Origin of the sequence: Niveispirillum sp., assembly GCF_017996735.1 — a bacterium.
Lineage (GTDB): Bacteria > Pseudomonadota > Alphaproteobacteria > Azospirillales > Azospirillaceae > Niveispirillum.
The window spans coordinates 20,057-39,692 of the sequence record NZ_JAGOGJ010000061.1 but is presented as its reverse complement, the minus strand read 5'-3'; the positions used below and the strand labels follow the sequence as shown (position 1 = coordinate 39,692).

Sequence of the window (19,636 nt, the reverse complement as noted above, 5' to 3'; positions counted from 1 at the left end):
GGATATCACCCTTGGCAATGGCGACAAAGCTGGCCAGCCGCGCCTCCGACGCCAGAAGGTCATAGCAGCTCGGGTCCCGGACATTGTCGTTCAGCAGGTGCCCGATGGACAGAAGCTGGCGTTCGCTGTCGAACAGGAAGCTGAAATCCATGGCGGCGACCAGGGCCCGCGCCCTCTGGGCCAGCGCCAGCAGGCGGGGGGCCAGATCCTCGTCATTCTGTTCGTCGCGGTCATGGGAATGGATGCAGTCCAGACAGGCCCCCGCCCAATGGGCCGCATCGGCGCCCAGTGACGCCAGCGCCGGGGCCGTCATCAATCCGGCGATCTGTTCCGCCTTGGTGGTCAGGCTGGACAGGATGGTGTCCGGATCGCCGTTGCCCGTCTGTTGCCGGATGACCCGGGCCAGCGTGTCCAGCGCCTGATCCAGGCGACCGCCGGCCTCGCTCTGGCCGGCGGTCGGCCGGATTTCCTTGGCCAGGGCCAGGGCATCGGCAACCCCCTTCACCCGCGCGGCCTCCGCCAGGGGCTTGGTCCGCCATTCATCGCAACTGTTGGCCAGCGCGATCAGATGCCCGGCCAGATTGCCGCTGTCGACGGAAGAGACATATTTCGGGTCCAGCGGGCGCAGATCGGCCGTGGCGTACCAATTCAGGAAATGGCCCCGGTATCGTTCCAGCCGGTCCATGCTGCCCATTGTCGCCTCCAGCCGGTCCAGGGCGTCATGGGTGCCGATCCAGCCGAAATCACGGGCCGCAACCACCGACAGCAGGTAAAGCCCGATATTGGTGGGCGAGGTCCGGCGGGCCAGCACGGGTGCCGGCGTCTCCTGGAAATTGTCGGGCGGCAGCATATTGTCGTCCGCCGTGACGAACCGTTCGAAATAACCCCAGGTGCGACGCGCGGTCAGGCGCAGGCTCGTCTTCGCCTCATCCCCCAGATCGTCCAGTTCCTGTTCTTGCGTGGGCCGGCTGATGCGTTCGGCGATCAGGGGCGACAGCAGCCAGGGCAGGGTGAAGGGCAGGCACAGCAGCCAGTTCCCATCCCCTGCCGCCACGGCCACCCCAAAACCCGCCAGTGCCAGGATCGGCGCCCCCGCCAACCGTTTGAAGCTTCCCACCAGCGACAGCCGGGGGGCGATGGAGGTCTGTGCCGCCGGAACCCATTGCAGCATATGGCGATGGCTGAACCACAGGCGCCAGAGCGTGCGCAGGATGGCGTCAGTCAGCATCCAGGCCTGATGGGCCAGAAAACCGCCGGTCAGCGCGGCAAGGACCAGGGCGCGCCGCCCCTCCGCCAGCAGCTTGCGCAGATGGCTGGAAACGCGCATGCCCGTCTGGGCTGGCCCCAAGGCCGTGATGATGGGAAACAAGGGTGGCGCCAGCAGCAGAGCCGCATTGAACAGCGTCCAGACCAGGCTGGCCGTGAATGGCAAGGTCCAGCCGATGACCAGCGACAGGACCATCAGGGGCGCCACCAGGGTCCGGCGCAGATTGTCCAGCATCTTCCAGCGGCCCACGGCGGGCACAAGGCCCTTGGCCCGGCCGGCATCGGCGGTGGCATGGCCGCGTCCCAGCAGCCAGGGTAGCAATTGCCAGTCCCCCCGCGCCCACCGGTGATGGCGCTGGGCATCCACGTCGTAACGGGTGGGAAAATCCTCTACCAGTTCCACATCCGACGCCAGGGCGGCGCGGGCAAAATTGCCTTCGAACAGGTCATGGCTCAGCACCGTGCCGTCCGGCACCCGCCCGGCCAGGGCCAGTTCGAAGGCGTCGATGTCATAGATACCCTTGCCGGCATAGGTACCTTCCCCGAACAGGTCCTGGTAATGGTCCGATATGGCGGCGGCATAGGGATCGATGCCATTCAGGCTGGAGAAGATGCGCTGGAACAGCGATCCGCGCCGCCCGACCGGCAGGGAGGGCGTGATCCGGGGCTGCAGCACGCCAAAGCCTTCGACTACCCTGCCTTCGACCGGGTCGAAGCGGGGCCGGTTCAGCGGATGGGCCATCTTGCCGATCAACCGCCGGGCAGCATCGCGCGGCAGGCGTGTATCGGCATCCAGGGTGAGGACATAGCGCACCCCGACGGGCACCGCCCCGCCCCCGATATCCATGAAACCGGTATCGGTTGCCCCGCGCAGCAGGCGGTTCAACTCATGCAGCTTGCCGCGCTTGCGCTCCCATCCCATCCAGCATCCTTCCCCGGCGCACCAGACGCGTTTCCGGTGCAGCAGCAGGAAGCGCGGGCCGCCGGGCGCCGGACCATGCTGCGCGTTCAGCCGGGCAATCCCGTCCCGCGCCGCTTCCAGCAGGATGTCGTCGGCCGCCGTCTGTTCCGTGGCGGCGTCGGTCCAGTCGGACAGAAGCACAAATTGCAGATCGCCGTCGGGACTGGCCAGATGGTGGACCTCCAACTGCGCCACCTGTTCGGCGACGGCGCGGGGCGTGGTCAGCAAGGTGGGCACGGCCACCAATGTCCGCAGGTCCGCCGGCACCCCGTCCTTCAACGCCATACCCGGCAGGGCCGTGGCCCCGATGCCCAGCGACAGGACACGGTTGCACAGCGCCATGGCCACATCGATGCAGGGGATGAACGACACCAGCCCCAGCGCCAGCAGGGCCGGCACCCCAACCCCAATCTGTGCCAGGACATGCAGTACCAACAGCAGGATCAGACCGGCAATCAGGGTGATCGATCCGATATAGAGGCCAAGCCCCATGGACCGGACAAGTCGGGCCGGTCGTTGCCGCCAGGAGGGACGGTAGCCGATATGACGCTCGAAGGCCCGACGTCCCTGGGCCAGCAGGTGATAGCCGGGATCGCGGCGGCGCGGATCGGCGGCCCCGTCCTGCGTCCGCGCCACCTCCAGCACCTGATGGGTCACATCCAGCTCGGACCGGCGGCTGCCGCGCGCCAGATCCTCGATGGCGCTGCGGTACAGGTTGCGGGTCGCAAAATCCATTCGGGGATAATCATCCACCGTCGCCAGAAGATCATCGACGGGGCTGGCCTGTTCAAACAGGTCCTTCCAGTCGACATCACCGATGCGGCGCAGGCTGGTGATGATGTTGCGCACCGTGACATTGGTGGCGCCCTGGCGGCGATGGACATCGTTCACCACGGCATCCGGGGTCAGGCCGCGCGACGCCAGCCGCTGATCCAGCCAGGCCAGCACCGGGATGGTGTCCGGGTCCGGGTCGCGCAGCCGGTGCAGCAACTGCACCACCATGGCCGGCGGCAAGGCATGGTCCTGCAACGTTTTCATGGCCTGGGCCGGCGCCGCACCGGGTGCTTCGGCCCGCCCCAGCAACTGATCCGCGATATGGTCGGCTTGGTGCCGCGCATCGCGGTTGGCCAGGGTCTGCACCGCCAACAGGCGCAGATTCTCGATCAACACCATGCGCAGCAGGATCGACACCGCCCACAGCTCACCAATGGTCAGCGGCTGAACCGACTGGTAGGCGCGCAAGTACCTCACCAGCATCTCGGGGTCGAACCGGCTGTCCGTGTGGGCAACAAAGGCCCAGGCCAGACCGAAGACGCGCGGATATCCCGCGAACGGCCCTTCCGACAGTTTCGGAAGCTGGCGGTGAAAGCCGGGCGGCAGATCCCGGTCGATTTCCCGCACCTGACGTTCGACAAGATGGTAATTATCGACCAGCCATTCCGAGGCCGGCGTAATGGCCCGGCCCTCGGCCAGGGCGGAAACGGTCTTGCGATAGGCGTCCAGCAGCACGGCGGCATTGTCGCCCAGACGGTCCGCCAGGGGACGGACCCGCGATGGCCTGTCGGTCACAGGCTGGGCCGTCGCCAGGGAACGGCCATGTTCCTCCAGCCGCTCGATCCCGAAAAGTTCTTCCCGGATGACCTCGGTGCCCTGCCAGAAGGCCGTCGAAGGCGCTGCGCGCAAGATGTTCATGCTGTCGCCTTTTCGCGGACCCGATCATTCGCTGTTGTCACAACACGAAGAGGGTGAGATGGAGGGGGCGGCGGTCCGTCAGAACCAGCCTGTTGCCCACGGGGAAACCGATGCGCGGCCGTGGACTGGTGCTTGTCCGGCGTCGGACGACTGTCAAGGAGCCATGTTCGATCCGTACCCTGACACTGCACACTCCACATAATGTCCGTAAATCAGGGTAGGTATGGTTGGAGAATTAACTACCTATCGATCAAATATTTTATAATTTCCGATCGACAATAAACATGCTCGGAAAGTACCCATACCTCAATAAAATCGACGATATATCTGTCTCCTTACGGCAGGCACGGGGCTGATATTGGGGTTTAGATCGATATGACGGCCTGAGTGAACTGCCGGAAGCATGACGCCGGGCGTGTCCCCACCGTTCCCTGCGGCAACGGATCGCTTCCATTATTCTGATTGGCTCCATTAAGGGGTCGAAAGAATAGATGGAATAAAAAATCTCAAGAATGATTATAGTTTAAAATTTATTCCTATAATTGCATGTGGGTATTTTCCGTCGGTTCCTCATTACGAAGAATTTAAGCATTTTATTATGGAACTGGATCAAATAATGGGGAATGGATCATGGCGAACTATGCTCACTTTAACCGGATTTCCGGGACCGCAGCAGCGGACAGACTGAACGGTGGTATCGGCTTCGACCTGTTTTACGGTGGCGCCGGCAATGACACGTTCAATGGCGGTGGCGGCCAGAATGCTGCAGTGTATAGCGGCAACTCCTCCAGCTATACGATCACGAACAGCAACACCGCGTCGGTCCGGATCAGCGGACCGGAGGGGACGGATACGCTGAGCGGTGTGCAGTTCGCGGTCTTCGCCGACAAGGTGGTCCCGCTTTACAAGGCCGCCCCCGTCTTCGGCTTTGATGAAGACGTGTATCTGCAAAACAATGCGGATGTGAGCGCTGCCGTCCAGAACGGTACCTATACCAGCGGGCGGCAGCATTTCGAGCTCTACGGCAAGTACGAGAACCGCGTTTTCGAGGTCCGGAACGGCTTTGATTCCGCCTATTATACGAATGTGAACGGCGATGTCGCCGCGGCTCAGTTCCCGGCCAACGCGCATTATCAGCAATATGGCAAGGCCGAAGGCCGAAGCACACATCTGCTGTTCGACGCCGGCTATTATCTGGAAAATAATAGCGACGTCGCCGCTTCCGGGGCGGACCCGTGGACCCATTTCACCTTCTATGGCTGGAAGGAAAACCGCAATCCGTCGCCCTTTTTCGATGTCTCAGACTATCTCAGCCACAATCCGGATGTCGTGGCGGCGGGCTATAACCCCCTCTTCCACTATCTGAACTGGGGCCAGGCCGAAGGCCGGCAGATTTATATGGATACCGGGTTTCAGATCGTCTGACCCGGCCCGACGCAGCGGTATCATACCGACGGTATAAGGGAAAAAAGGGGGGGCGATGCCGGGGCCACCCGGGATCGCCCGCCGGGAAAGGCGCGCCAGCAGCAGGATGTGGCGCGCCTTTTCTTCTGGCTCTGCGGATGTCGTCAGATTTCGTGCGCTTTAATTTCAATATTATCAGTTTTGAAAAGGCCAGTTTATTTTGGGGTAGGCCTCTATAGGTAGTTTCCGGTTCTTGGATTTTATTTACAATTTTTGCATTATTATTCTGAAATGAATTCAGGATTTCCTGGATTTGAGATGCAGGAATATCCTCATGTCGAAAATCACCATGATATACGCCCTGCCCATCGGCTTGTTGCTGCTGGCAGGTTGCACGGGCTCCAATGTGTCTTCAAGCTCGCCGGGTTATGTGGCCCTGAAGGCCGGGAACTACGCCGAATCCACCCGCCTTCTTGAAGCGTCCAACATCAAATGGCCCAACAGCCCCATTGACGAATTGAACCTGGGCGCCTCTTACCAGTCGCAGGGCCGCATGGATCTGGCCGAGCCGTTTCTGCGTCGGGCCATGACCCATGGCCATGGGTTGATGCCCACGGAAACCACGCGGGCCTGGGCCAAGGGAATGACGGTGGAGGAGGTGGCGTGCCAGAACCTGGCATTGGGTCTGGCGCCCGCCACGATCGAGGGTACGGCCACGCCTTGCCAGACGACCCTGGTCGTGGCGGTCATCGCGGCACCGGGACCGGTGGCGGCCGTCTATCGCCAGACTTCGTACAATACCTACTTCGATTTCGACAAGGCGACGCTTACCCCGGACGGCGTGACCATCCTGCGCGATGCCGCCAAGGAGATTCTCAACGATCCCGACCGCCGTGTCACCCTGGTCGGCAAGGCGTCTAGCATCGGTACCGATTATTACAACATGGACCTGTCACGCCAGCGTGTCGAAACCGTGCGTAACACGCTGATCGCCGCCGGCGTGGCGTCATCACGCATCGATGTGCGGTGGGTCGGGTCGCGTGAACTGCCGGTCCCGCAGGCCGACGGGGTGCGTCAGCCGCTCAATCGTGTGGTGGAAGGCGTGGTCAAGTAACCGACCATCTCCCATCATGGCGCCGAAGCCTTCAATCCAACTCATTGGGTTTAAAGGCTTCGGGGGCATGGGCGCCGCCGCGCGGAAGCGCGCAGGGGGCGCGTTGGGCGGCAACTGATCTGCGATAATTCAAAATCACCCTTATTATCGAAGAATATTTATCAATATCGTCGAATATGCAGATAAATTTTCCATATAGGTATTCTCCGATCTCAATATTATTGCCCATGCACATTATATTATAATTTGTTCGGTGATCTTTTCTTCTGAAGATGATCGAATTGTCGTGATGGAGGGCGCGATTTCTTCGTGTCTCCACGGCCATCCTTTCCGCCCCCTGTTTGGGGGGCCACAACATGAAAGATATCGATATGGAAAAGTCTGGCAACAAGCCCGCCAACAAACCCGCCGCCGCCCCGACCCAGGCCGGCAAGGGCAAGCCCGCCGAAACGTCGTCGCACACGTCGGGCGCTCATGCTGACAAGCATGACAAGGACACCAACGCCAAGCATGCGCAGAAGAAATAGTGCCTGACTGGCTGTGCCGGCGGTGGACGCCCCTCCACCGCCGGCACTTTCTCCATGTCTACCCCGTAATGAAGGACGCAATCATGAAACGTTTCACCATTCTTCTCGCCGGTTTCTCCGTGGCCACGCTGCTGGCTGGCGCACCGGCCTTTGCACAGGGAACGCCGCAGACCATGGCGTTGACGCAGGTGGACCCGACCACCCTGGCCACCGGCTACCGCACCTCGAAGGTGGTGGGCAGCATGGTGTACAATGCCGCTGGCGAGACGGTGGGCACCATCGATGATCTGATCGTGACGCCCAATGATCGGGTGCCGTTTGCCGTGCTGTCGGTCGGCGGTTTCCTTGGCATGGGGTCGAAATATGTGGTCGTCTCCTATGCGGCGCTGAACGTGACGGACAAGAAGTTCATCCTGCGCGATGCCACCAAGGAAACTTTGAAGAAGCTGCCGGAATTCAAATACGCTTCATGATCATGATCTCGGCTGACATGCCGACGCCTGCTGATCTCACCTGCCCGGTTGCTCGCCGGAAAGGCGGAGCATGAAGGAAAATCATGCTCCGGGATGCGCGGGAAGGTGCCGGGAATGAACAGCAGCCTTTCCCAGCTTCCACGGGAGCCGGCCGATTGGCTGACCAAGCCATTCATCCGGTTCCTGCGCATCGAGGCGATGGCCGGCATCGTCCTTCTGCTCTGTACTTTACTGGCGCTGACCCTTGCCAATAGCCCCTGGTCTGCCCCGTTCCTGGCCTTCTGGGAAATTCATGCCGGCATCAGCTTTGGCGATGTGGAATTGTCCCGGTCCGTGAAGCACTGGATCAATGACGGGCTGATGACGCTGTTCTTCTTCGTCATTGCCTTGGAGCTGAAACGCGAACTGGTGTTGGGGGAGTTGCGGGATCCCCGGGTGGCGGCCCTGCCGATCGCTGCGGCGATCGGTGGAATGACGGTGCCGGCCGGCCTGTTTTCGCTGATCGTTGGCAATGGGCCGGGCGCCAGCGGCTGGGGAACCGTGATGTCCACGGATACGGCCCTTGTCATCGGTTGCCTTGCCGTACTTGGTGCCCGCATCCCGGCCAGCTTGCGGCTCTTCCTGCTTTCCCTGGCGATCTTTGACGATGTCGGCGCCATTCTGGTGGTGGCGGTCGGGTATGGTGCGACCTTGAACTGGGGCGTGCTCTGTATCGCCGGTCTGGGATTTGCTGCCGTGGCGATCATCGCCCGGCTGGGCATACGCAGTATTCCGGTCTATTTCGCGATGGGTGGGGGCATTTGGCTGGCACTGGACGCCTCGGGTCTTCACGCCACACTGGCCGGTGTGCTGCTGGGCCTGATGACGCCGGCGCGAAGCTGGGTCAGCACCATTCGTCTGCACGCCATCCTGGGCCGGGTCACGGCCCTTCCACCGGGTGGGCAACGCAAGGGCACCACCGCCGCGCGCAACGACCTCCAACGCGCCGGCGTGGCCACGCGGGAGGCTTTGTCTCCCATCGAGCGGCTTGAATTCACCCTGCATCCCCTGGTCGCGTTCACCATCCTGCCGCTTTTTGCCCTGGCCAATGCGGGTATTCCCATGGCCGCCGCGACCTTCGACCCCACGCTGACGACGGCGATCATCGTGGCCTTTGTGGTGGGCAAGCCGGTTGGTGTCCTGCTTTTCAGCTTTCTGGCCGTCACGTCGCGCCTTGCCATCCGGCTGGACGATCTGTCATGGCCGCTGGTGGCGGCGGGCGGATTGCTGACCGGCATCGGCTTTACCATGGCGTTGTTCATCGCCGAACTGGCCTTTGGCGCGGCGCTGTTGAATTCGGTCAAGCTCGGCGTCCTTGGCGCCTCCGCCCTTGCGGCGATCCTTGGCTTCCTGATGCTGGCCTGGCTGACCGTTCCCAAACGCCACGCGGCATGATCCCGGCTGGCCGCACCAAGTAACAGGAAATCCGCCTTGACCGGTCACGGTCAAGGCGGATTGATATCTCCCGCATCGCGGTTCCTGTGCCCGGAAGCTACTTTTTCATCTTGGCCCACAAGGCGGCCAGCCCCACCACCAACAGACCGGCGGGAAGCCAACGGCGCAGGGCGGATCGCTTGGCCGGCGGTTCGGCTTCCTCCGCTTGCTTGCCATTCTTCGTATCCGGGCCGGTGTCGGCCGGCCCGTCCGGGTGAGGGTGCGTGTGGCGGTCTGTCGGGGAGGGGGCGGTCGCCGACGGCTTGGGGGTCACGCCATCCTTCCAGGCCGCACCCGACTGGGTCGGGCCGGGATCGGGTTTGGCGGGGGCATCCCCGCTGGCGTCGTTGCGATTTGTGTCCGTGATCATGATGCTTCCTTCTTTGTGTCTTGGGGATGATGGCGTGTCAGGCGCTGGGCCTGACGCCTATTCGGCGGCGATGGCCCTGGTGTCCGCCGTCGTATCGCGCACCAGATTGAGTTGCGCCTTGTGGCGGCGATAGGAGGCGAGGGCCTGGCCGACAACCTGATCCATGTTGTAATAGCGGTAGGTTGCCAGCCGGCCGACGAACAGCACGTCGGTCGTCGCCCGGACCAATGCGGCGTAGCGCTTGTAAAGCGCCTCATTCTCCGGCCGGGGGATCGGATAGTAGGGATCGCCGGTGGCCGAGGGGAACTCGTGCGTGATGCTGGTGCGGGCGGCACGCTGCCCCGTCAGATGCTTGTATTCCGTGACGCGGGTATAGGGCACATCTTCCGACGGGTAGTTGACGACGGCCACGGGCTGCAGCCATTCCTGCTCCAGCGTTTCATGGCGGAATTCCAGGGACCGGTAAGGCAGCTTGCCGTACCGGTATCCGAAATATTCATCGACGGGTCCGGTGAAGACCAGCCGGTCATAACTCACCCGCGCACAGGCTTCTTCGAACGACGTCCCCAACTCGATATCGATCAGGGGATGGTCCAGCATGGCGGTGAACATGGCCGTATAGCCATCGGCCGGCATCGCCTGGAAACTGTCGGTGAAATAGCGGTCATCGGCATCGGTGCGCGTGGGAACGCGTGCCGTCACCGACTTGTCCAGGTCCGACGGGTCCAGGCCCCATTGCTTGCGCGTGTAACCGCGAAAGAAGGTTTCATACAGGTCGCGGCCGACCTTGGAGATCACGACATCGGCCGAACTGGTGACGGGATCGACCGGTTCGGCACGGGTGGCGAGGAAGGCGGCGGTATCCGCATCATCCTGAAGGTCCAGCCCATACAGGCTGTTCAGGGTGGTCCGGTTGATGGGCATGGGCACACGCAGCCCGTCAATATCGGCCAGCACACGGTGTTCATAGGGGCGCCAGTCGGTGAAGCGCGACAGGTAATCGACGATTTCCTGGCTGTTGGTGTGAAAGATGTGCGGCCCGTACCGATGGACCAGGATGCCGGCCGCGTCATGATGGTCGAAGGCGTTGCCGCCGATATGGTCGCGCCGGTCGATGACCAGGACACGTTTCCCGCCATCCCGCGCCAGGCGTTCGGCCATGACGGCCCCGGCGAAGCCGGCACCGACGACCAGATAATCATAATGCCCGCTGCGTGCGGCACGCGCCGGCCGGACGACCTGGGCGATGAGGGTCCGCATGGCCTTGGCGACGGCTTGCCAGGATTGGCCGGCCAGGGCCGCATCCGCCTGCCGCCGCCACTCGGCGTTGACAGGTTCCCGCGACAGGGCGAGCGCCTGTTCACAGGCGGCAATGAAGGCTTCGGGCGTCGCGGCGATCGCCACGGCATCCAGCGTGCCGTAATGGCGGACCACGTCAGTGATCGGCGTCGACACGATGGGCAGGCCCGCCGCCAGATATTCCGGCGTCTTGGTGGGTGAGATGAACTGCGTCGACGGGTTGATCGCGAACGGCATCAAGGCCACGTCCCAGCCGCCGGCATAAAGCGGCAACTGGTCATAGGTCTTGCCGCCGAGATAGGCGATGTTGGGACGGCGGGGCAGGTCGGCGGGGTCGATCTTGACCACCGGGCCGACCATGACCAGCGCCCAGTCGGGCCGCGCATCGGCCATGGCCGCCAGAAGCTCCAGGTCCATACGCTCGTCGATCACGCCATAGAAGCCCAGGCGCGGCCGGGGCAGGCCGGCCTGATCGGCGGGATCGGCGCTGGCCACGCGTGCCTTTGCGAAGTGCGGGGCATCGACGCTGGACGGGAAGGCATGGACCGAAGGGTGCAGCGTGCGCTTGGCCTCGTAAAGGCTGTGGCCGCCCGTGAAGACCAGATCGGCGGCGGCGAGCAGTTCAGCCTCCAGCGCGCCCAGTTCCGGCGGCGCGAAGCGGAAATTCGCCAGTTCATCCATGCAGTCGTAAATCGTGCAGGCGGCCGACAGGTGCCGCGAGAAGGGCAGCATCATGGGCGTGTAGTACCAGCGGATCAGCGGAGCGGCCGACCCGGTAACACAGGTGTCCAGCAAGGCGCGCAACACGGCGGTGGCCGCCGTGGCGGAAAGACCTTCCGGCAGACGCGGGGTGACCACGGTCACGTTCGGGACCGGGGACCGGCTTTTGATGGAAGGTTCACTGCCGGCAGGGCCGTAAACCGGCTCCTCCCAGAAGATTACGGGAAAGTCATGCGCCAGGAGCGCCATGAGATGCTGCGGTCTTTGGAACACGAAGTCCCACCGCAGATGTGAAAAGCACACCAGCGTCATGATTTCTGGCTTTCGAAAAGGGTGAGAAAAGTATCGGGGCAACGTGCCGGCGAAATGGATGCTCCATTCTCCTGACCGAAAATTAACCCGTGTTATGACGATTTCGACAGAAGGGCCGGTTCGATTTGAGGGCTGTCGTGTTTACTTAATGTTGCCACGACAGTCGTGGCCTATAGAGAGGGTATCCCACTGACCGTCGAACGAGCACACCCGTTACCGGCGCCGGCCCTTTGGGGAGGTGTCGAATGCACCATCAACCGGATCGGCGACCGTCATCTTGATCAGATGGCGCTGAGCGGCCATGAAGCGCGCACGGACGATCTTGATCGTTTCGCGGGGCTGGGGCTGACGGCCTTGCGATACCCGCTGCTGTGGGAGACCTTTGCCCGCGCCCGGAACCCGGAGCGTCTCTGGGCCTGGCACGATGGGCGGCTGTCGCGGCTGCGCAGACTGGGCATCCGCCCCATCCTGGGGCTGGTGCATCATGGCAGCGGTCCGCATGGCACCGATCTTCTGGACAAGGGTTTCGCGGCCGGTCTGGCGCGGCATGCGGCCGATGCCGCGCGGCGCTATCCCTGGGTCCGCGACTGGACGCCCGTGAATGAGCCCCTGACTACCGCCCGCTTTTCAGCGCTTTACGGCCTCTGGTATCCGCACCGGCGGGATGAGCCGGCGTTCTGGCTGGCCCTGATCAACCAGATCGACGCCATCCGCGCCGCGATGCAGGCCATCCGCGCCGTCAATCCGGCGGCACGGCTGATCCAGACGGAGGATCTGGGCCATACCGGTGCCACGCCACAGCGCGCGCCACAGGCCTATTTCGACAATCAGCGCCGCTGGGCATCCTGGGACCTGCTGGCCGGGCGTTTCGCGGACAGCCATCCATTCTGGGACCGGCTGTGCGGCATGGGTTTTCAGCAGCGCCTGCGCTCCTTGGAAGCAAACCCTTGCCCGCCTGACATCATGGGCATCAACCATTACCTCACCAGCGACCGTTTCCTCGATCACCGGCTCGACCGCTATCCCGCCACCACCCATGGCGCCTGCTCTTACGGTCCTCTGGCGGATGTGGAGGCTGTGCGGGTCACGGACCAGCCGCCGGGCCTGGAGGGGGCCTTGCGGGCCTGCTGGGATCGTTACGGCGTGCCCATGGCGGTGACGGAAATCCATAATGGCTGCACCCGAGAGGAGCAGATGCGATGGTTGCGGGAGGCGTGGGAGGTAGCGGGCCGGCTGCGCGCCGAAGGAATGGCGATCGAGGCCGTGACGGCATGGAGCCTGCTGGGTTCTTATGACTGGGACAGCCTGCTGACGCGCGATGCCGGCCATTATGAAAGCGGCGTTTTCGACATCAGGGGAGCCGTCCCGCGCGAGACGGCGCTGGCCCCCATGTTGCGCCTGATGGCGGGGGGACAGGTGCCGGACCATCCCGTGCTGGATGTGGCCGGCTGGTGGCGCCGCCACGCGCGCGCCATCCCGTCGCGTCCGGCACGGCCCCTGCTGATCGTTGGCGCCACGGGAACGCTGGGCCAGGCCTTCGCCGGGGCGTGCCGTCTGCGCGGCATCGACCATGTCCTGACGGGACGCGGCATGCTGGACCTGTTTGTTCCCGCCTCCATCGACCGTGTTCTCGACGACGTGCAGCCGTGGGCCGTCATCAATTGTGCGGGATGGGTACGGGTTGACGAGGCGGAGGAGAATGAACAGGCCTGCCTTGCCACCAACTTCACGGGCAGCGTCGATCTGGCCGAGGCCTGCCGGCGGCGCGGCGTCCATTATACCGGCTTTTCCAGCGATCTGGTCTTTGACGGCCTGTCGGACCGGGCCTATGTGGAAAGCGACGCGACGGCGCCGCTGAATATCTATGGCATCAGCAAGGCCAGGGCCGACGACGTTCTGCTGGCCGCGCGGGGACGCACACTCGTGGTGCGCACCGCATCCTTCTTCTCCCCCTATGACACACAGAATTTTGCGGCCCGGCTTGTCACGTCGCTTCGTGCCGGGCGGGCGTTCCATGCGGCGGGGGATTGCATCACCTCGCCGACCTATGTGCCGGATCTGGTGCGCGCCACCCTGGACCTGATCATCGATGACGAAACCGGCCTCTGGCATCTCGCCAATGGCGGGGCGCTGTCCTGGGCCGATTTTGCGGTCGGGATCGGCACGGCGCTGGATTTGCCGACCGACCTTGTCGATGCGCGGCCGGCGGCTTCCATGGGCTGGACCGCGCGGCGCCCGCGCCACGCACCCATGTCCAGCGAACGCGGGCTGATCATGCCAAGCCTGACCTCGGCCGTGGAACGGTTCGCCGCCGAACTCGGTCGATAGGCCACTTGAAAGGCCAATATGGTTTTACCATCTATATACCATCCAGATGGATGGTGAAAGGATGGTGATGTGATGGCGGACAATGTTCATGACCTTCGGCCCAAGGTGCCGGACAGCGAGAAGATCACCATCAATCTGGGCTTTGTCGATCTGGGCCATATCGACCTGCTGGTGCAGGAAGGGTTCTATTCCAACCGCACCGACTTCATCCGCACTGCCATCCGCAATCAGATCGAGCGGCATGGCGAGGCGGTGCGACAGGCGGTGACCCGCAAGAGCGTTGATCTCGGCCTGCGCCATCTCAGCCGCCAGGAACTGGAGGCGGCGCGGGATGCGGGCGAAATGCTCGATATCCGCGTCCTGGGTCTGGCCAGCATCGCCCCGGATGTGACGCCCGAACTGGCCCGCGCCACCATTGCCTCCCTGACGGTGCTGGGCGGGCTGCATGCCTCCGCCGCCGTCAAGGCGGCATTGACCGGCCGGCTGCGATAGTCCGGCTGTCCTCTCTTCCTCCCCCGACAAATGCCCTTCCCGGAACGAAAGAAAGCATCGACATGCACTTCAAACCTCCCCAGGGAATGGCCGAGGCGGTCCGCCTTACCGGCGCCGGCAGGCTGTCCGAGGCCACCGCCCTTATCCAGCAGATGCTGAGGGGCGGGTCGCCCAACCCCGCGACCGCCCCCGATCCCTCCATCATCGACGCGGAATTCACCGTCCTGGACCCCGCCCCCTCGTCACCAAGGCCGCGGACGGGTCTGGGCGAGACGCTGCGTCGCCTGTCCCGCGCCGTGCCGGGCGGGCAGCAGGGCGCCTTTCGGCCCGTGGCCCCGCCTGCGCCGGAAGGGGCTTCCTTCACCACCGCATCCTATCATGAGGCGGCGGGTACGCGGACCTACAAGCTGTATGTCCCGGCCAACCGGCCGGCTGGGCCGATGCCGCTGATTGTCATGCTGCATGGCTGTACCCAGTCGCCCGACGATTTTGCGGCCGGCACCGGCATGAACCTGGCGGCGGAGGAACATGGCTTCCTGGTCGCCTATCCCGAGCAGCCCGGATCCGCCAATCCTAACCGCTGCTGGAACTGGTTCAGTACGGTCGATCAGGGGCGCGACCGGGGCGAGCCGGCGCTGATCGCGGGGATCACCCGTACGATCATGTGCGAACATTCCGTGGACCCCGCCCGCGTCTATGTCGCCGGCCTGTCGGCCGGTGGGGCGGCGGCTGTGATCATGGGATCGGCCTATCCCGATCTCTATGCCGCCGTCGGCGTGCATTCCGGCCTGCCGCTGGGCGCGGCGCGCGACATGCCGTCCGCCTTTGCCGCCATGCGCAACGGGGCGGCGGGTGGACGGCGCGGTGCCGGCCCCGTGCCGACCATCATCTTCCATGGCGACCAGGACACCACCGTCCATCCCGCCAACGGAACCGCCGTCGCGGCCCAGGCCCTGGGCACCACGATGGGTCTGCGGCCGACCGTGTCGCGCGGGGCCGTGCCGGGCGGCCGCGCCTATACCCGCACCATCCATGCCGACGCGTCCGGCCGGGACCTGTGCGAGCATTGGGAGATCCAGGGCGCCGGGCATGCCTGGTCCGGCGGCAGCGCGTCCGGATCCTACACCGATCCGCGCGGGCCCGACGCAACGCGGGAGATGGTGCGCTTCTTCCTGGCGCATGGGCGCACCGCGGCAGCAACCGCCCCTTGATGCGCGATGACATGGAACGGTTGGCAACAGGCAGCGTTACCTTCAGCGTTCCGCGGGATTTTCACCGCGCTCACGGGCCGTAACGACCGATCAGCGGTGCCACCGACCCAGGAGCTTCCCATGGCCAAGCAGCCCAAAGACCTGAACGATCTGTTCCACGAAACCCTGAAAGACATCTACTTCGCCGAAAAGCAGATTCTGCGCGCTTTGCCGAAAATGGCCCGCGCCGCCAACAGCGAGGATCTGCGCAAAGCGTTCGAACTGCACCGCACACAGACGGAAGGCCAGATCGAGCGCCTGGAAAGTGTGTTCGAGATCATCGGCAAGACCCCGCGCGGCAAGACCTGCGACGCCATCGTCGGCATCCTTGATGAAGGCAAGGAAGTGATGGAGGACTTTGCCGGCAGTGACGCCCTGGATGCCGGTCTTCTGGCGGGTGCGCAGGCCGTCGAGCACTATGAGATCAGCCGCTACGGCACCTTGCGCGCCTGGGCCCAGCAACTGGGACTGAAGGCGGCAGTACCACTGCTGGAAGCCACGCTGGAGGAGGAAAGGGAAACGGATCAGATCCTGAGCAAGCTGGCCACCGGTCACATCAACGCCGACGCGGCCTGATGCCAACCGTCATCCCCGCGAAAGCGGGGATGACGATGGAGGGACACCCAACTCTCAATCGGACAAGCTTTTAGGACAGGCCGGGGAAGGGCGGCGGGCGCCGCAACCAATCAGGTCGGGCGCCCGCCGCTCCCCCATCATCAGGCTTCGGGCTGCGCATCCAGATCGACGGTGAGTTCCCGTGCCCAGTGGCGCAAGGCCCGGCAGGCTTCGACAAAGCGTGCCGCGTCGCCGTTTTTGTCCAGGGCCATGCATGCCTCGTCCAGGTCGTCCGCGATCCCGGCCTTGACCAGGAACGGTTCGGCCTCGGCCGTGAAGCCGATATATTTGCAATGCGTGAAGGCGTCGGTGACGAAGTTTTTCGCCGCCGCGTCAATCGACAGCAAGGCGGCACCCTGGGCCGAGAGGATGATGGCCACGGCATCGAACAGAACGGACGGGCCGCCATCGATCTTGTGCCGGGCCGCGACCTTTGTACCGTCCGACAAGGTCACGCCGCCGATCTTCGGCGCCACCACCTCATAAACAGCACCCTCGGCCTCGACCGCCGTCAGCAGCGCCTTGACGATCGACGCGTCGGCCCCGTCACTCAGCAGGATGCCGAGCTTGCGGCCCTTGAAGTCGGTCGGCCCGTTCTTGACGATGCTGAGCCGGTCGGACGGCGGCAGGTCGGCGATGGTCGGCCGTGCCGCCTTGGCGGGCGGGGGCAGGGGCAGTCCCAGGCCGTTCGCCACCGTCCGGGCCAGTCCGTCGTCGATATTGAGCAGGTGGGAGACGACGCGGGAGCGGATGTCGGGCCGTTCCACCTTCGACAGTTCGAAGACCAGGGCGTCGCCGATATGTTTCTGTTCGATGGGGGTCTGGCTGATCAGGAACTGCCGTGCCTGGCTGTAATGGTCGGCGAAGCGCTCGGACCGCACGCGCTGCTTGGGCCCGTCGGCGGCCTGCGCGAAACTGCTGAAGCCGCGCACCGGGTCCTCACGCGGGCCGCCCTGGGTGGGGCCCCAGCTATTGGGCTCGTAATTCACCCGGCCCTTGGGGTTGCGCATGGCCATGTGCCCGTCCTGCTGGAAATGGGCCATGGGGCATTTGGGGGCGTTGACGGGGATATGGGTGAAGTTGGGGCCGCCCAGCCGTTTGATCTGGGTGTCCAGATAGGAGAAGTTGCGCCCCTGCAGCAGCGGGTCGTTGGAAAAGTCGATGCCCGGCGGAACATTCTGGGTCAGGAAAGCCACCTGCTCCGTTTCCGCGAAGAAATTATCGACCACCCGGTCCAGCACCAGCCGCCCGACGATGCGCACCGGCACCTCTTCCTCCGGGATCAGCTTGGTCGCATCCAGCACGTCGAAGTCGAACCTGTCGGCAAACGCGTCATCGAACAACTGGACGCCCAGTTCCCATTCCGGGAAGTCACCGGACTGGATGGCGTCCCACAGGTCGCGGCGGTGGAAGTCCGGATCGGCGCCGTTGATCTTCACCGCCTCGTTCCAGACCACGGATTGCAGCCCCTGCTTGGGCTTCCAATGGAACTTCACGAAGGTGGACTTGCCCTCCTCGTTCACCAGCCGGAACGTATGGACGCCGAACCCCTCCATCGTCCGGAAGGAACGGGGGATGGCCCGGTCCGACATGGTCCACATGATCATGTGAAAGCTTTCCGGCGTCAGGCTGACGAAGTCCCAGAAATTGTCATGCGCCGTCTGCGCCTGCGGGAAGGCGCGGTCGGGCTCGGGCTTGGCGGCATGGATCAGGTCGGGGAACTTGATGGCGTCCTGGATAAAGAAGACCGGGATGTTGTTGCCGACCAGATCCCAGTTGCCTTCCTGCGTATAGAGCTTCACCGCAAAGCCGCGCACGTCGCGCGCCAGATCGACCGATCCCTTGGAGCCGGCGACGGTGGAGAAGCGCACGAAGGCCGGCACACGATCGCCCACCCGCTGGAAGATATCGGCGCGTGTGATGCCAGCCAGGCTCTCGGTCAGTTCAAAGAAACCATGGGCGCCATAGCCGCGCGCATGCACCACGCGCTCGGGGATACGCTCATGATCGAAATGGAAAATCTTTTCACGGAAATGGAAATCCTCCATCAGCACAGGCCCGCGCGCACCCTGCTTCAGGCTGTTCTGGTCGTCGGCAACGGGCGTACCCTGCTGGGTTGTCAGGGTTTCCACACCGCCGCCGGCCGTCTGGCGCGTTTCCCCGCCCTCTCCCTGTGGTTCGTCGTAGGAATGGGAAATGACGGCGTCCGGGGGCACGGGCGGGGCCTTGCGACGGGTCTCGCCGCCGATATCCGCGCCTGCCAGATCGGGCGGCGTCAGGGTCTTGGCGGAAGTCTTGGTCGTGGAGGGTTTCCTGGGCATGTTGATCATCCTGGTCGGTTGGCACCGCCGGGAGGAGGCCGGCCGGGATGGTTCCAGGCACGCGGCATCACACCGGCGGCGGTCGGGCAGACAGGAAACCCCTCTGGCCGGGCCAAGGTTGCGCCGGTCGGGCAAAAATTAACCTGCGTCATCACGATTGCACGCAACACCGGACACCTCCGTCCGTTAGGGAAGCAGCGGATGGATGCCGGTGGTGTCTCGGCCTGATAGGGGGGGATGGTCAGCGATGTTCACCGAACGTTTCCTGAAAGGCAAACGCGGGGTCGATCTGGAGCCGGCCGAGCGTGTACGGCTGGAGGCGGCCATCGCCGAAATCCAGACGCTGGAACCCCGCAAGATTGTCGTCCGTGCGGGCGAACATCTTCAATACAGCACGCTGCTGCTCGAAGGCATCATGTCGCGCTATATCGACGACCGGAACGGCCTGCGGCAGCTCGTCGCCATCCATGTTCCCGGCGACTTCCTGGATCTCCACGGTTTTCCGCTGAAGGTCCTGGATCATGATGTCGCGACCATGACGGCGGTGACGGTGGCCCTGGTTCCGCACGCGGAGCTTGCCGCGATCATGGACGAGATGCCGCAACTGACGCGCAAGCTCTGGCACGCCACCCTGATCGACGGGGCCATCCATCGGGCATGGCTGTTCCGGCTGGGACGGCTGGATGCGGTGGGGCGCGTGGCGCATTTCCTGTGTGAGATCAATGCCCGCCTTGTCTCGGCCGGGCTCAGCGACGGACATCGGTTCGCGTTGGGCCTGACCCAGGCCGATCTGGCGGAGATCTGCGGCCTGACCAATGTCCATGTGAACCGGGTCCTGCGGCACCTGCGTGAAGAGCGGTTGTGTGTCTTCCGGTCTTCCCTGGTCGAGATAACCGAGCCGGAGAAGCTGGCGGCGCGCGGCCAGTTCAACCCTGCCTATCTTTACATCGACACGCCGTCACCTTTCTTCCCGCCCTCCCAAGCAAGGTCCCCGCCATGAGTACTCCCTCCTCCACACC

Annotated in this window: 13 protein-coding genes and 1 pseudogene; 10 read left to right on the top strand and 4 right to left on the bottom strand. The window is 63.9% G+C overall.

Features of this window, described 5'->3' with window-relative positions:
• A pseudogene (locus KBA48_RS18585) lies at nt 1-3,919 on the bottom strand (glycosyl transferase); the annotation flags it as partial.
• Nucleotides 3,920-4,549: 630 nt separating this feature from the next.
• On the opposite strand from KBA48_RS18585, the gene KBA48_RS18580 reads away from it, so the two are divergent.
• From KBA48_RS18580 to nhaA, 5 genes are all read left to right on the top strand, one after another.
• Nucleotides 4,550-5,344, top strand: a complete 795-nt coding sequence (locus KBA48_RS18580) for a hypothetical protein (protein WP_292909107.1) — start codon at nt 4,550-4,552, stop codon at nt 5,342-5,344.
• Between the two features lie 313 nt (nt 5,345-5,657).
• Nucleotides 5,658-6,437: an OmpA family protein gene (locus KBA48_RS18575; protein ID WP_292909105.1), complete on the top strand. Its 780-nt coding sequence runs from the start codon at nt 5,658-5,660 to the stop codon at nt 6,435-6,437.
• A 356-nt stretch (nt 6,438-6,793) separates the two neighbouring features.
• Nucleotides 6,794-6,964, top strand: coding sequence for a hypothetical protein (locus KBA48_RS18570; RefSeq protein WP_292909103.1), 171 nt, complete (start codon nt 6,794-6,796; stop codon nt 6,962-6,964).
• 83 nt (nt 6,965-7,047) lie between these two features.
• The gene (locus KBA48_RS18565) at nt 7,048-7,437 is read left to right on the top strand and encodes a PRC-barrel domain-containing protein (RefSeq protein WP_292909101.1); all 390 of its coding nucleotides are present in this window, start codon (nt 7,048-7,050) and stop codon (nt 7,435-7,437) included.
• 114 nt (nt 7,438-7,551) lie between these two features.
• Nucleotides 7,552-8,871: a Na+/H+ antiporter NhaA gene (nhaA, locus tag KBA48_RS18560; protein ID WP_292909099.1), complete on the top strand. Its 1,320-nt coding sequence runs from the start codon at nt 7,552-7,554 to the stop codon at nt 8,869-8,871.
• Nucleotides 8,872-8,968: 97 nt separating this feature from the next.
• Here nhaA and KBA48_RS18555 read toward each other — a convergent pair whose 3' ends face one another.
• Complete coding sequence (locus tag KBA48_RS18555) at nt 8,969-9,280, bottom strand: hypothetical protein (protein ID WP_292909097.1); 312 nt, start codon at nt 9,278-9,280, stop codon at nt 8,969-8,971.
• Nucleotides 9,281-9,337: 57 nt separating this feature from the next.
• The gene (glf, locus tag KBA48_RS18550) at nt 9,338-11,443 is read right to left on the bottom strand and encodes a UDP-galactopyranose mutase (protein WP_292909095.1); all 2,106 of its coding nucleotides are present in this window, start codon (nt 11,441-11,443) and stop codon (nt 9,338-9,340) included.
• Nucleotides 11,444-11,896: 453 nt separating this feature from the next.
• On the opposite strand from glf, the gene KBA48_RS18545 reads away from it, so the two are divergent.
• The 4 genes from KBA48_RS18545 to KBA48_RS18530 all read left to right on the top strand — a co-directional run bounded on the left by KBA48_RS18545 (nt 11,897) and on the right by KBA48_RS18530 (nt 16,257).
• Complete coding sequence (locus KBA48_RS18545; RefSeq protein WP_292909093.1) at nt 11,897-13,939, top strand: sugar nucleotide-binding protein; 2,043 nt, start codon at nt 11,897-11,899, stop codon at nt 13,937-13,939.
• Nucleotides 13,940-14,011: 72 nt separating this feature from the next.
• Nucleotides 14,012-14,431 carry a CopG family transcriptional regulator gene (locus tag KBA48_RS18540; RefSeq protein WP_292909091.1) on the top strand — a complete coding sequence of 140 codons (420 nt, stop codon included), beginning with the start codon at nt 14,012-14,014 and terminating at the stop codon, nt 14,429-14,431.
• Nucleotides 14,432-14,493: 62 nt separating this feature from the next.
• Complete coding sequence (locus tag KBA48_RS18535) at nt 14,494-15,642, top strand: PHB depolymerase family esterase (protein WP_292909089.1); 1,149 nt, start codon at nt 14,494-14,496, stop codon at nt 15,640-15,642.
• Between the two features lie 120 nt (nt 15,643-15,762).
• Nucleotides 15,763-16,257: a ferritin-like domain-containing protein gene (locus KBA48_RS18530; RefSeq protein ID WP_292909087.1), complete on the top strand. Its 495-nt coding sequence runs from the start codon at nt 15,763-15,765 to the stop codon at nt 16,255-16,257.
• Between the two features lie 140 nt (nt 16,258-16,397).
• On the opposite strand, the gene KBA48_RS18525 is transcribed toward KBA48_RS18530, so the two are convergent.
• Entirely contained in the window at nt 16,398-18,617 is a 2,220-nt protein-coding gene (locus KBA48_RS18525) for a catalase (RefSeq protein WP_292909085.1), read from the bottom strand.
• A gap of 247 nt (nt 18,618-18,864) precedes the next feature.
• Between KBA48_RS18525 and KBA48_RS18520 the strand changes: the two genes are divergently transcribed.
• Nucleotides 18,865-19,617, top strand: coding sequence for a Crp/Fnr family transcriptional regulator (locus KBA48_RS18520; protein WP_292909083.1), 753 nt, complete (start codon nt 18,865-18,867; stop codon nt 19,615-19,617).
• The last annotated feature ends 19 nt before the right edge of the window (nt 19,618-19,636 follow it).

What these genes read in the sequence shown, in the direction of transcription:
- KBA48_RS18580 (WP_292909107.1), top strand. Translation starts at nt 4,550, where the DNA reads ATGGCGAACTATGCTCACTTTAACCGGATTTCCGGGACCGCAGCAGCG.
- nhaA (WP_292909099.1), top strand. Translation starts at nt 7,552, where the DNA reads ATGAACAGCAGCCTTTCCCAGCTTCCACGGGAGCCGGCCGATTGGCTG.
- KBA48_RS18575 (WP_292909105.1), top strand. Translation starts at nt 5,658, where the DNA reads ATGTCGAAAATCACCATGATATACGCCCTGCCCATCGGCTTGTTGCTG.
- KBA48_RS18535 (WP_292909089.1), top strand. Translation starts at nt 14,494, where the DNA reads ATGCACTTCAAACCTCCCCAGGGAATGGCCGAGGCGGTCCGCCTTACC.
- KBA48_RS18525 (WP_292909085.1), bottom strand. Translation starts at nt 18,617, where the DNA reads ATGCCCAGGAAACCCTCCACGACCAAGACTTCCGCCAAGACCCTGACG.
- KBA48_RS18570 (WP_292909103.1), top strand. Translation starts at nt 6,794, where the DNA reads ATGAAAGATATCGATATGGAAAAGTCTGGCAACAAGCCCGCCAACAAA.
- KBA48_RS18565 (WP_292909101.1), top strand. Translation starts at nt 7,048, where the DNA reads ATGAAACGTTTCACCATTCTTCTCGCCGGTTTCTCCGTGGCCACGCTG.
- KBA48_RS18545 (WP_292909093.1), top strand. Translation starts at nt 11,897, where the DNA reads ATGGCGCTGAGCGGCCATGAAGCGCGCACGGACGATCTTGATCGTTTC.
- KBA48_RS18530 (WP_292909087.1), top strand. Translation starts at nt 15,763, where the DNA reads ATGGCCAAGCAGCCCAAAGACCTGAACGATCTGTTCCACGAAACCCTG.
- KBA48_RS18540 (WP_292909091.1), top strand. Translation starts at nt 14,012, where the DNA reads ATGGCGGACAATGTTCATGACCTTCGGCCCAAGGTGCCGGACAGCGAG.
- KBA48_RS18520 (WP_292909083.1), top strand. Translation starts at nt 18,865, where the DNA reads ATGTTCACCGAACGTTTCCTGAAAGGCAAACGCGGGGTCGATCTGGAG.
- KBA48_RS18555 (WP_292909097.1), bottom strand. Translation starts at nt 9,280, where the DNA reads ATGATCACGGACACAAATCGCAACGACGCCAGCGGGGATGCCCCCGCC.